Raw genomic sequence first — 12,424 nt, 5'->3', positions numbered from 1 at the left:
ATACAGGACGCGTATCTTGCACGGCCGAAGTTCGCGGATTGGCCGGTAGACAGACCCGCGTAGTTTACAGGTGAAGGTGATCCGTTTCCGTTGATCTGACTGGTGGACTATCCCGCTGCCTGTTTTGGGGTCGGTTTGGTCATCGGAGGCTGTAGTCGACTAGGACGGAGCCGTCGTCGAAACGACGTGTCGTGTTGAGAGCGAGGTCGACCCGCGTTGCGTCGGGGAGGGCTCGGGTTCCCCCACCGACGATCGTCGGGACCAAGCGCAGTACATACCGGTCAACCAGACCTGCCCGGATGGCCTCCGCAGCGAGACCGGGGCCACCGATGGACAGGTCGCGGTCGGCTTGATCTTTCATGACCTGTACCACTTCGGGGTCGAACGTCTGCTCCAGGCGGGTTCGCGGTTCCGGCACGGTGTCCAGGGTGGTTGAGTAGACGACTTTGTCGGTATCCCGCCACGCCTCAGCGAACTCGCGTTCTACCTCGGAGAGGTCGTCAAGGAGAAAGGTGTCCCATACCCTCATCGTCTCATACATGCGACGGCCGATAAGGGAGGTGTCGACCGATCGTTGGAAGTCGTTGAAGAAGGCATGCGCGTCCTCAGATGGCTCTGTCCAGTCGAAGGTGCCGTTCTCGTCGGCGATGTAGCCGTCGAGTGATGAGTTGATGAAGTAGATGAGGTTGGCCATGGAATCCTCTTGATCGTCGCGTCTATTCAATCTGGCGACAAAAGGGCCGGAACCTGATCAGACGGTATGTATCTACGTTGCGCACCTGCTCGAAGGCAGCCACGCTCCCGGATAGGACCGCCGCTATGTGAACTAGGTCTATTTCACCTGTAGATAACACTCTGCTGCATGCATCCTCTCTATATGTCGTACGTATTATCGCTCAAATTCCAATTCAAGAAGTTCAGCCATGATTTTCTTCTCAGCTTTTTGGAGATGATCTGAAACAGTATTAGGGGCACATCCAAGCTGAGCAGCGATCTCTTCGTGGGTCGCCTTCCGGGGATGATCGTAGTATCCAATATTGAATGCAGTCAGCACCGCTTCTCGTTGCCTGTCACTGAGCGTTGACAGAGGCGTCTCACGACTCTGATTAAATTCACCTATTGAATCGATTTTGAGATCCACTTCTGAGGGGAACCGACCAATTGCTGACTGAAGGGCCGATGTACTTCCGACAATACGTGCGTGAACCTGTTTATTGCGGTAGATCACTGGTTTAGCCACGATCATTCCTTCCAGAGTAAGTGCGCCGAACAAATCCTGAAACAGGGGTATTTCTGCAGGATCAAGCGTGACGAGAAGATTGAATCTACCGTCTGTTATCGGTGCTGCTTCAACTGTCTGTAGACCGTTTACTCTGCCAAGTACGTCACGTACCTGATCGATGTTACCATCCACTTCGAAAAGGAGAGTTGGTCTGCCTTGAGGAGAAATATTCAGATCAAAAAGTCGGGTTTCAGTTACAAATGACGATCCTGCCATTACGTGAAAAAGCTCAGGCGCATATTTGGGATCCGGTTCGCCGATTACTCGAATGTATTTCATATTGCATAGGCTAACGTGGAGGTACTTAAATAGAGCGAGTATACTCGTGAGAAGAGCTTACTATATCGACCTCCGATTTCAAGTGATGACTACTGGATTGATCTGGGTTAACCTAGGAAGGAACGAACCCAGAGGCGCTATCAAGGTTGTTTTAGAAGCTAGATTTCCTCAAAACCGGATATTTTGAACATGAGCGACATCCAGATTGATCCAGACAGGGTTGGATACACCCTCTCACTCACCGACAAAACAGCAACTGAGATATCCATAACCGGAGGAAAAGGTTCCAACCTTGCCCAGCTTGTTGATGCAGGTTTTACTGTTCCTGCAGGATTCTGCGTGACAACAGCCGCGTATCAAACACTGGTGGCTGCTGCAGAAACACGCGAGGTGATCACCTCACTAGAAAACCTTGACTCAACAGATACTGAACAAATCGGAGAAATCAGCGCCACAGTACGAGAACGGATTAGAAACACGGAATTCCCCGATACCGTCCGACTGGCGATGGAAGACGCATTGAACGATATTGGCGCTGATTCGGTTGCTGTACGATCGAGTGCGACCGCAGAGGACCTCCCGACGGCGTCGTTTGCGGGACAGCACGAAACGTTCCTTGCAGTCCATAGCAAGACAGCAGTCATTGACCGAGTTCGAGACTGTATGGCGAGCCTTTTCACGGATCGCGCGGTGACCTATCGACTGCGAAACGGTATCCCACATTCAAAGGTGGGAATGGCAGTCGTCGTGCAGGAAATGGTCGAACCGAAGGCCGCGGGTGTCCTCTTCACTGCTGATCCCGTCTCTGGAAATCGTCATATCGCGTCAGTTGATGCGAGTTTTGGACTCGGCGACGCAGTCGTGGCCGGTGACGTGTCACCAGATAATGCTCGCGTGGATAAGCGGACTGGTGGCGTGCTGGACTATGATGTTGGTGAAAAGGCATACGCTATCCGCTCACGCACAGACGAGACTGATGGAACAGAAACTATTGCCGTTTCTCCGGACGAGCAAGCGAGTCGCGTATTGACGGATGCACAGTTGCACACGCTCATCGAACTGGGAATGCAGATTGAAGAGTTATTGGGTGTTCCTCAGGATATCGAGTGGGCATTTGTTGACGGAAAGTTCGTCATGCTCCAATCCCGGCCGATTACTTCGCTGTATCCGCTTCCGTCACCGCGTCCGGATGACGAGTATCTGCACGTCTATTTGAGTATCGGCCACCAGCAGGCGATGGCAGAGGCGCTCCCACCGCTCGTCGTGGATTTCTGGCGGTCGTTCCTTGATGACGCCGCCATGCGCTTCCGGAATCCGGAGAACGGCGGAGTCTCGGCAGAAGCAGGTAACCGTGCATATGCTGATCTGACACCACTGCTTCGAATTGGACCGATTCGTCAGCGACTTCCTGGTGCGTTATCGAAGATAAGTGAACCAGCAGCAACGGGTCTCCAGGAACTTCTCACGGAACGGGAGAATGATATTCCACAACGCGGACGGAGAGAGAGTTTGCTCATCAGCGCACAGATGATTCGACGAGGGAATGAACCGATTCGTTCGGTCGTACCGCGAATCCTATCACAGCTCTCACACTCACTCATCTTTGGTCTTCCAAACCTCGATGTACTGTGGAACTGGAGTCAATCATGGGGCGAGGAACACGCGAGTCTGATTCAGTCACCACAGACGACGCGAGATCGGGTTCAGGCTGCCTTCGACCACGTTAATTTGGTCATCTTCTTGCAAGAGATCGCACCGAGAGGTGGAGCGTTCCTCCCTGGCATCATTGCGGGACGACTGCTTCGAAGAATGTTTCCAGATGCTGATGATGAGCTTGATGCTATCGGGAAAGGATTCAAGGACGAGCTGGTGACACGGATGAACCAGGAGCTTGGGGAGTTAGCTGATTTGGCACGAGATTCTCCCGAAGTCCTGGATGCGCTCGAATCGGGCGCATCGATCAGTGAGATCAGGATGGCAAAGGATGGCGATGCATTCGCGGACGCATTTGAGTTATTCATTGACCGGTTTGGTCACCGCGCTACCGGTGAGATCGATTTGAGCCGGTCACGATGGCGTGACGATCCATCAGTACTTCTTCGAACGGTCTATAGCAACGCGAAAGAAGGATCAGGCGGGAAGCACCGCGAACACCTACACGATCTTGAACGTCGTGCGTCAGAAGCCACGAACCACCTCAAATCCCAGGCTAACCATGGTCTCCTTGGTCCCGTTCGAAAATGGTTCGTCGGTCGCTTGATCGAGAACTATCGAAAAGCTATTTCGATCCGAGAATTCCCCAAGCATGCGATGGCGTACGTCTTTGCGACCGTTCATGAAATCCTGTCGGAGGCGGGTAAGACGCTAGCTGAAAACGGACAGATCGAACAACCAGATGACGTCTGGTTCCTCCGTCGCAATGAGGTCCTTGCTGCATTGAATGGTGAACCCCTCAACGCTGACATTGAATCACGGCGACGAACGCACGATCGCTATGCAGCATTGACTGCACCCCCCTTGCTTACAAGTGAAGGCGAATACCCAACTGGCACACAGAATCAAGAAACGGAGAGGGATACGTTAACCGGAACACCTGTGTCATCAGGTGTTGTCGAAGGGACGGCACGGGTGGTCCATGATCCATCGGAAGCTAGTCTCGAAACAGATGAAATACTCGTCGCCCCATCAACGGACCCGGGGTGGACGCCGCTCTTTCTGAATGCAGGAGGACTCGTGATGGAAGTCGGTGGTCGGATGACGCATGGGGCACTTGTCGCTCGGGAGTACGGTATCCCAGCTGTTGCATCGGTATCGGATGCGACGTCAAAAATTCAAACAGGTGAGCGGATTCGCGTCGATGGGAAGGGGGGCACTGTCGAACTCATTGATCGACCTGACCACTCGGCGTCGACCGAAGATCGCGTCTGAATCAATGGTGAGTATGAGTCGTAGTGGATTATTGGAGCGAGTCAGCCGTGACGAGGTCATGGCTTCGCTTCGGTTTGCTGCGCTTATTTTCGTCCTTTTTCTACTGCCTGACGAAGAGCTAGAGTGTTGTTCGAGTTGAATCCTCAGCGTATCTGGTTGGTCGTCGTGTTTGTCGCTGGGTTGGGTTTCTTCGGCTATCTATTGGCGAGAAACAATGGACGGGAATGTGCCCGTCTTAGGCGAAGAATACGGAGTATAACCACGATGATTGGGACAATCGTGGTCAGCTCGTAAACAAGCCGGACTGATTTGTCACATGGGGGTGGTGAACTCGTTCATCACCCCCTACCGGGTGGAACCCGGTTCTCCAGTACACGGTGAAGAGCAGCCTTCTACCGCATAAACTCCGCAATAACAAGTTTACTCCCAAGTAGTCGAGTTGTCTTTCTCACCTCCGTCCACCGGAGGTGCTCAACCGCCAGCCGTGATCGTGATTTCTTCGGCTGTGTTCGTGGCGGGTGAGACCCGATCGGGGTGATGAACCAGTTCACCCACCTGCCGTGTGTAGCTCAGCAGGTGAACGAGTTCACCCCCCTCCCGGTCTTCCGGGAAGGTTGCTCATCGCACCAAGTCGGGCAATGACCCGCCGAGGGAGTCGAACCCTCGTGCTGACCGTTACGGGTTGGATCGAATCGTCAGTCGTCGTCCCACACGTCGAGATCGATATAGAGCCGCTTGCGTCGGGCGTTCCCGTTATTCTGCTCCGAGGGTGGTTCGTAAGCCTTCCACGTCACACCGTGTTTCTCACCAAAGTCCTCAATGAGATCGAGACAGTATCGCTCACTGAACCCAGTCGCTTGCTGGATGTTGCTCGCGAACAGGACGACGTCGTACCGGCCATCGACACTGACCGTGTTCTCACCTGATGTCCCGTGAAGGTTGTTGGCGGCTTCGACAGTTCGGTTCCACGCATCCTCCTTCCCGTCTGCTTTGCCGTGCCCAACATCCTGGAGCGTTGCTTTGTGCGTTTCGACAGTTCGATAGAGCTCGTTAATCTCGTCGCGAACAGAGGCGAACTTGCTCATGTGTTCGTGGGGTTCTTTCGAGTAATCCTCCACTGCTTCTCCCGAGAGTTCAGCTGCCATCTTCGCGAACGTGTAGCGGAACGTGCTGTTCGATGGCATTCCCTGGACTTTCTCGTGCAGCTCGTCCCGTTCCTGTTCCGCTTGTGCAAGTTGCTTCTTGTAGTGTTGGAGTTCGGAGTTGATTCGCTCTTCGACTTTCTCATCGACCAAGTCGGCAACAACGGTTGCAAGGATATCGTGATCGAGTGACTCGTTATAGTCACTAACCGCCATTAGAAGACGCCTCCATTAAGCGGCCGAGCGGACTCCCTAGAGATACGAACCGATGATGTCGGTATGATTCTACCACTGGACGCTCCGGAAGTAGTGGTGTTACTCATTGGCAGACACCTCTGATTTGACTGCGGTGTCGTCAGTTGGCGTTGAGAGACGCGGAAAGTGCACAATTGTGGTGAGCGTCCCGATACAGCGGGCGGTCGTGTCTGTAGCAGTGTGGGTGTACTCGATGACCGTCATGGGCGAATCAGACGGGCTGGCAGTGCAGTGGTAGGTGGATTGCTGGCTAGTGTCCTGTGCCGTTGTGGTGATCGGCGGAGCCGTCAGTACGAGGTGTGGGACGTAACTTGTCGGCGGGTGCGTCTCTCTCACTGTGAGAATCGTCTGTGGCAACTCGGTCGTCGTGATCCGAACACGGTCACCGGGCGAGAGACGAGTAGTGAGTGCCTCGGTGTCGCGCGGATTCAATGGCTGGGGAACGATCGGACGCTGGTTGGTCGTCACGCTTGCTCACCTCCCTTTGGATTGGTGATACACTCGACACGCGCACCCGTGCGGAGCCAGGAATATCGACCATCTGGTGTTCGGCCGTACCGATCGAGTTTGGCCTCGGTGTGGTCGAGTTCGTCGTAGTAGCTGTACTGCAGCCGATAGAGGTCATGGCAGGGCGTCGCAACGTACAGGACGTGCTCACCGGGTTCTGGTCCACGACAGGAAAGTTCGGGCTCGCGGTGCTCACACTGATAGATGATGCCCGTCAGAGTGCGTTTTTGGGTGTGGATTTGGATTGGGTCAGCGCATTCAAGCGCGAGAACCGTTTCTCGGTCGGTCATTGGTCGGCCTCCCGATTCTGGCGAATGCGTTCACAGCGCTGGCAGGGCGCTTGGAGTTGGTCGTGTGCATCCGCTCGTGCGAGGGTGACGAACGAGTTGTCGGTTCGGGTCGAACAGAGCGGTTTGTCCTCGTTGTTTGGTTCGTGGTAGGCGTAGGCCCTGCTCGTCGGCTGGTCGAGGATGAGCACTGGATCGTCGTCGGGGAAGGGGTTAGCCTCGATGCGACGGCGACGTTCCGACTCATCTGAATGGGGCTGGTATTCGGCTGGTATGCAGGAGTGTGAGCCGTTGCACCGAACGATGTACGTGCCGCAATGGGGACATCGGTCGAACGCCGCTTCGATCTCGTCGGTGGTGATCTCCTCGTCTGGTGACCACGAATGGTCGTCGGAGGTAGTCGTGGCGGGGGGCGTGTTGCAGTTATGGTCGCCCATCAGCACCACCTCCGATCGTGCCGGTAGATGTGCTGGATTATGGTCCGGGCGGTGTTATGGTCGGTGGCGCGGTCGCAGCAGCTGGAGTGACGTCTTGGGGTGGGGTTCCGGGTTGTATGTTTCATGGGATGGAACCAGGTGATTTTGGGTGGGTGCTTCCATACGGTACTGGAGGACACCAGGTCATGCTCTCGTCTTAGGATTGACGAGGAGGCCCGGTGGGTCAAATGGATGTCATACCATACAGTCCCACCCAGAAAGTGAGGGGTAATTAATTTAACGCACACAACACCATTAATTTGAAATAACATATTCCGGCGGCTGAATGTGCATCCGTCGTGATCTACTAGCCTGCCGACAGCTAGCGCTGGTCGGCGAGGGCGTTCAGTGGGGTGCATTTACGCGCGCACCTCGGTTGTGGTGGTGTGGGTGGTGGCGTCGATGTCGTAGCACCGTGCGAGGATGTGCTGATAGTGTGCGCGGGTTTCCGCTTGGGTTTCGCCAGGTGGTGTGGAGGGGAGGTTCGGGTTGCCCGTTTTTGTGGTGGCGACCGAACGGTAGGTCTCGGTGTCCTCGGGAATCTGGAAGCCTTGCTCGCCGTAGTCGATCGGGCAGCGCCGTTCGAAGAAACGTTGGCAGTTCGGCGTGGCGTAGATGCAGTACAGGTAGGGGTCTTGGCTGGTGGTCTTGGTTCGGGTTTGAAAGCCCACGCGGAGTTCGACGAGGTACACGCGGGTGATCGGCTCGTCAGTGTCGGGTGTGGGTTGGTCGGGGTCCTGTGCGGCGGTGTCGGGAGTGGGTTCGAGGCGTTTGACTGGGTGGAAGGTTTTTGTACCGAATTGGGCCTCGAGTGAGAGCAGTCCGCCGTTGGGTTTCTCGTCGAAGGACGCCATTAGTACAGTCCTCCGGAGAAGAGTGATTGATAGTCGATGCGTTTTTCTACGGAAGGGGTATTGCTAGTCATGCTTCTGTAGCTCAGAAGCGCGGTCGGTGTCCCAACACCGGCCTTTCTGCGAAGGCATCCCGCGCTTCTCAGCTAACGCTACCTCTCCTATTGTATTAAATGTTAGGATATTTCCTAACGTTAGGAAATATCCTAACTGCTTAGTATGTCGATGACTTAGGAAATATTGTAATGGTAAACGTTGAATCATGGAATGTGGCTAAGCAACGTGCTCTACTGACGGCTACCGAACGAGAACAGATAGCTGGTGAACACGGTTCAGAGCGGAAATATCAGGCAACCTCGCGTGTCCGTCGCCGTCTGAAAGAAGAACTCACTCGTGATGTTGAGGTGCTTGATGAACACAGCGACATGCTACTCGCCGAGTTACGGGAAATCGTCTGTGAAAATTCAAATGAGTAGTTCTTTGAATATCTGAGCAGAAAACGAATTCCCCTCGGAGGTGCAACTGCAATAGATATTCATAGAGATAAGTTTGTGCAATTTAATCTTGTTCTGAATTTTCACACCACTCAAACACTTTCGAACGGACCTATGTCACTGGCAATCAACTACGAATCTGTGACCGGATATTCTTGGGATCCTCGACGAGGCTACATTGCGATTCTGACTCTTCTACTGGCTCCTCACCAAATTGTTCCGGTGACACAGAGTCCTTCATGTCATTAAGTTTGAATCGGAGCTCACCGGTTGTCGACTGAATGAGCTCTCTATCCGGCCATGAATGGATTTGAAGCCCTCCAATCTCGTCTGCGAGCCGCTGAACTAGGTCGATCTGTTCGATTGCATATTCTATCCAGTTCTGATGATTTGTGAGCTTTTCCAGTTCGTCGGCAAGTGCATCACGGCCAGCTTCCTTGGCTGCTCGGAGGCACATTTGGAAGTTCTCTCCACGTGGATTGATAGGTTCATGAAAGATAACCTCTGGGTCTAAAGCTTTGAGGAAGGTTAAAACGTTCCAGAACTCGTCCTCTCCCATCGTTGGATAGGTTGGGGACATCGATACGAAACGACGAACTCCTTCCTTTCTAAGTCGGTCTAACGTTTCCCATCGAGCAGAGGGTGGTGGAGCGTTCGGCTCCATTGTACGAACCAGGTCATCATCCAGTGATGGGATTGAAGAACCAACCGTAATCAGGTCTTTGTATTCTTTGAAAAGATCGATGTCGCGGACGACTGCAGGACTCCGAGTGAGAATCCGGACTGGCCGACCGTGTTGGGCGAGTTCCGCGATGCAACCACGTGTGATTTGAGCTGCTCGTCGGTCTTGATAGCAGTCTGTACCAGACGATAGCATCACTACTCCTCGTCCTCCTTCCGTATGTTTCCAGTAGTCCTTGGTTTCGAGTTCGGTGTGGAGACGCTCTGGAAGGTCGTCGCGGTAGAGCAAGTAACTTCCCCAGTCACGCTGAACATCTTCAACTTCTGCGCGTTCGTCCAACATATCGCCACGGGCGGAGACTCCGGGTGTGGATGGAACATAACAGAATTTGCATCCGTGTCTGCAGCCGGTCGCGACGTTAACCACGTAATCACACAGGCTCTTTTCGTGGAGGTGTGATTCGCTGATGGTTGCTTTTGTCGGATCCGTATTGACGGTTAGTTGGTTCTCTTCGTCACTCTGTGCATCGATTGCACATTCCCAACAGAGCAAATCTCCACTCGGTGTTGAGCCGAACCGACCATTGATTTCGTTTCCACAATCTGAGCAAAGGAGACCAGCCTGCCAAAGATCGATTCGTTCCCCGTATTCCTGTTCGGCGTTACGTAGTGTAATAAGAGAAGGGTTACTTCCGAGAGACTCAACGGTATTTTCTTTCTCGTCCACCAGAGAGAACTCGCGGTCGAACCAGCCTCCCGTTTGCTCCCAAGTGAGACGCATAAGTGCACTTACCCAGAGATACAAACCTCAACCCCAAATAGATCAGGTAAGTGGAGTGAAAGTGATTTAGGTTGGGAGCGGAACATCTGGGATTATCTCGCCAGATGGACGTTTTCGCTGGTTTCGAAGTTCTGTCTCCGTTTCTGAGTCAACAGACGTTATGACTTGTTTGTCAGGCCAGATATGGACGTTTACGCCATACTCATCTCCCAACTCTTCTGCCCACCTCATTTGTTTCAATGAATAGTCAACCCAATATTCCCGGTCACGGAGTTTTGCTAATTCGTTCGCTAACTCAGTCTCTCCTGCTTCCCGTGCTGCTTCGACCGTCATATCAAAATTTGCACCACGAGGATTTATTGGCTCATGAAATACGACCTCCGGATCTAACTGGGCGAATTTCTGTATGAGCGATTCGAAGTCATCTCGATCCTGAGTCGGATACGTAGGAGACATTGAGACGTATACCGGTACACCAGCATCACTCAGTTTTTGTAGGGCATTGAGCCTGGCAGATGGTACTGGTGCACGGGGTTCGATGGCCCGCACTTGTTCTTCTTCAAGACATGGTATCGACGAACCTACGCGAACTAACATGCCATCGTCGGTCAGCTCGGTTGCTCTCTGATAGAGGTCAATATCTCGGCATACTGCTGGGCTTCTCGTAAGGATTCGAACGGGGATTCGGTGTTCAACGAGTTCAGCAACGCAGCCGCGTGTGATTTGTGCAGTTCGCCGGTCCTGATAACAGTCAGTACCGCTAGAGAGCATGACGACGCCTTGACCGCGTTCGGTCCACTTCCACTTTCGTTTTCGTTCTAACTTCCGTCCAAGACGCTCTGGAAGGTCGTCGCGGTAGAGCAAGTAACCTCCCCAGTCACGCTGAACATCTTCGACATCTGCGCGTTCGCCCAACATATCGCCACGGGCGGAGACTCCGGGTGTGGACGGAACGTAACAGAACTTGCATCCATGCGTACAGCCGGTAGCAACGTTGATCACATAGTCACACAGACTTTTATGAAATAGATTTGACTTACTGAGGACTACTTTCGCAGAATCCGTCGTTCGAGTGATTTCATTGGTTGTGTCTGCTGTATCACTCATCGCGCATTGCCAGCAGAGGAGCTGCCCGTTCATTGCCGCACTGAACCGTTCGGTGAGTTCTGATCCGCATTTGGAACAGTTCAGGTTCGCATCGAGTATGTCGAGGCGGTCCAATGGATCACCGTGTTTTCGGTCCGCTTCCCGTAAAGTATCGAGAGTTGGCGATGAACCTAGATTGTCTTGGGCTTCACCGGAGAGGAGATAGTGGCTTCCGTTCGATTCCTGTTGGAGTCTCATACTTTGAGTGTTTTAGCACCAGTCAGTTAAACTACGCTGGTCTTCGTCTTTGTTGTTTCCGCCAAGGAGAGACTCATCGATCTCGGCGTTCTTCGGAAGGAAATCCTCCATAACCGATTGATTTCCATTTATTACTTCGATCATGTCCTCGACATCCCGACCATCGAAGTTCTCAACGAACTCTTTAACGTACTTTACGGCATCAACGTAGCCGCTTCCGTTCTTGGTTTCTCTGGTTCCATAGACGACATCGTAGTCGTAGCTTTTCCGCCCACTGTATATTTTGGTCGGGATCTGAATAGAGTCAGAGTTGAAGAGGCTCCGCATTTGTTTGATGTACGTTTGCTTATAGTCCTCTCGGGTTTCCAATCCGTGATCCCACAGGTTTCGTCCGAAGTGGTCCTTCAGTTTGCCTCTGTGAGTAGCTTCGATGTTGATGTTCATCCCGACCGCTTGTGCGCCCTGGTACGTTACGAGGAAGTCGGTGCTCAACTCGGCCATCTTTTCCATGGAGACCCAGTCGAAGTCCATTGCCTGATTGTCCACGAAAGTGAGTGTGTGGAATTTCGCTCCCGGTGACCGTTGTCGCCAGATGTCGGTTACTACGTCGTCAATGCGTTCGTTTGTGTCACCGGGTAGGACTTCCCAGTCCTCTGGCTCCTGCACGTCAAAGTATGAGTCATTGAAAGCTAATTCCAGTCGGGCTTCCAGGGCCTCTGCGTTATTGGTGTCGCCCTCAATGAAGTACATCTTTTTAAAAGGTTCTGCAGCGGATTTTGACGCGAGAATTGGTGATCCGAGAAAACAGTCGCCGTTTTCATATTCGGATAATCCCGTCCCGGCGAGAGCATCTACATAGTAGAATTCATCGAATGGACTATTCTCACCTGACATCACTTTTGTGTACATGTTGACCGTGGCCGAATGGAGGATTAGTTTTAGTGCAGACCACGGACCAAACGAGTTACAGACTTCTGGATGAATTTCTTTGAGTCGTGCGGGACCATCTCCAGTGAGACTATCGACTCGTTCTTGAATCCATTGTCTCTCGCCGTTCGACATTACTTGTTTATAGATTATTTGGTGGTGACATAACCTTTTTGCTTGGAAGTGTTAT

11 protein-coding genes are annotated in these 12,424 nt (G+C 52.9%); 2 read left to right on the top strand and 9 right to left on the bottom strand.

Annotation, left to right across the window (positions count from 1 at the left end; all coding sequences use genetic code 11):
• Nucleotides 1-139: 139 nt before the first annotated feature.
• Together LIX00_RS17175 and LIX00_RS17170 are read right to left on the bottom strand one after the other, a co-directional pair.
• Nucleotides 140-694, bottom strand: a complete 555-nt coding sequence (locus LIX00_RS17175; RefSeq protein WP_227355768.1) for a dihydrofolate reductase family protein — start codon at nt 692-694, stop codon at nt 140-142.
• A gap of 195 nt (nt 695-889) precedes the next feature.
• Nucleotides 890-1,561 carry a helix-turn-helix domain-containing protein gene (locus LIX00_RS17170; RefSeq protein ID WP_227355767.1) on the bottom strand — a complete coding sequence of 224 codons (672 nt, stop codon included), beginning with the start codon at nt 1,559-1,561 and terminating at the stop codon, nt 890-892.
• A 189-nt stretch (nt 1,562-1,750) separates the two neighbouring features.
• Between LIX00_RS17170 and LIX00_RS17165 the strand changes: the two genes are divergently transcribed.
• Complete coding sequence (locus LIX00_RS17165) at nt 1,751-4,489, top strand: PEP/pyruvate-binding domain-containing protein (protein WP_227355766.1); 2,739 nt, start codon at nt 1,751-1,753, stop codon at nt 4,487-4,489.
• A gap of 695 nt (nt 4,490-5,184) precedes the next feature.
• Here the strand turns inward: LIX00_RS17165 and LIX00_RS17160 are convergent.
• The 4 genes from LIX00_RS17160 to LIX00_RS17145 all read right to left on the bottom strand — a co-directional run bounded on the left by LIX00_RS17160 (nt 5,185) and on the right by LIX00_RS17145 (nt 8,010).
• Nucleotides 5,185-5,847, bottom strand: a complete 663-nt coding sequence (locus LIX00_RS17160) for a hypothetical protein (RefSeq protein ID WP_227355765.1) — start codon at nt 5,845-5,847, stop codon at nt 5,185-5,187.
• Nucleotides 5,848-6,350: 503 nt separating this feature from the next.
• Nucleotides 6,351-6,683: a hypothetical protein gene (locus LIX00_RS17155; protein ID WP_227355764.1), complete on the bottom strand. Its 333-nt coding sequence runs from the start codon at nt 6,681-6,683 to the stop codon at nt 6,351-6,353.
• Complete coding sequence (locus LIX00_RS17150; protein WP_227355763.1) at nt 6,680-7,117, bottom strand: hypothetical protein; 438 nt, start codon at nt 7,115-7,117, stop codon at nt 6,680-6,682. Before LIX00_RS17150 ends, LIX00_RS17155 begins: the two co-directional genes overlap by 4 nt.
• A gap of 398 nt (nt 7,118-7,515) precedes the next feature.
• The gene (locus LIX00_RS17145; RefSeq protein ID WP_227355762.1) at nt 7,516-8,010 is read right to left on the bottom strand and encodes a hypothetical protein; all 495 of its coding nucleotides are present in this window, start codon (nt 8,008-8,010) and stop codon (nt 7,516-7,518) included.
• Nucleotides 8,011-8,276: 266 nt separating this feature from the next.
• Between LIX00_RS17145 and LIX00_RS17140 the strand changes: the two genes are divergently transcribed.
• Nucleotides 8,277-8,483 carry a hypothetical protein gene (locus LIX00_RS17140; RefSeq protein WP_227356168.1) on the top strand — a complete coding sequence of 69 codons (207 nt, stop codon included), beginning with the start codon at nt 8,277-8,279 and terminating at the stop codon, nt 8,481-8,483.
• A 145-nt stretch (nt 8,484-8,628) separates the two neighbouring features.
• On the opposite strand, the gene LIX00_RS17135 is transcribed toward LIX00_RS17140, so the two are convergent.
• The 3 genes from LIX00_RS17135 to tcmP all read right to left on the bottom strand — a co-directional run bounded on the left by LIX00_RS17135 (nt 8,629) and on the right by tcmP (nt 12,369).
• Entirely contained in the window at nt 8,629-9,909 is a 1,281-nt protein-coding gene (locus tag LIX00_RS17135; protein WP_438267078.1) for an SPL family radical SAM protein, read from the bottom strand.
• Between the two features lie 120 nt (nt 9,910-10,029).
• Nucleotides 10,030-11,307, bottom strand: a complete 1,278-nt coding sequence (locus LIX00_RS17130) for an SPL family radical SAM protein (RefSeq protein WP_227355761.1) — start codon at nt 11,305-11,307, stop codon at nt 10,030-10,032.
• Nucleotides 11,308-11,319: 12 nt separating this feature from the next.
• Entirely contained in the window at nt 11,320-12,369 is a 1,050-nt protein-coding gene (gene tcmP, locus LIX00_RS17125) for a three-Cys-motif partner protein TcmP (RefSeq protein ID WP_227355760.1), read from the bottom strand.
• Nucleotides 12,370-12,424 lie beyond the last annotated feature (55 nt).

It is taken from the genome of Haladaptatus salinisoli, assembly GCF_020614375.1.
GTDB classification, from domain to species: domain Archaea; phylum Halobacteriota; class Halobacteria; order Halobacteriales; family Haladaptataceae; genus Haladaptatus; species Haladaptatus salinisoli.
The sequence above is the reverse complement of the archived record's forward strand: the minus strand, read 5'-3'. Positions and strand labels throughout refer to the sequence as shown.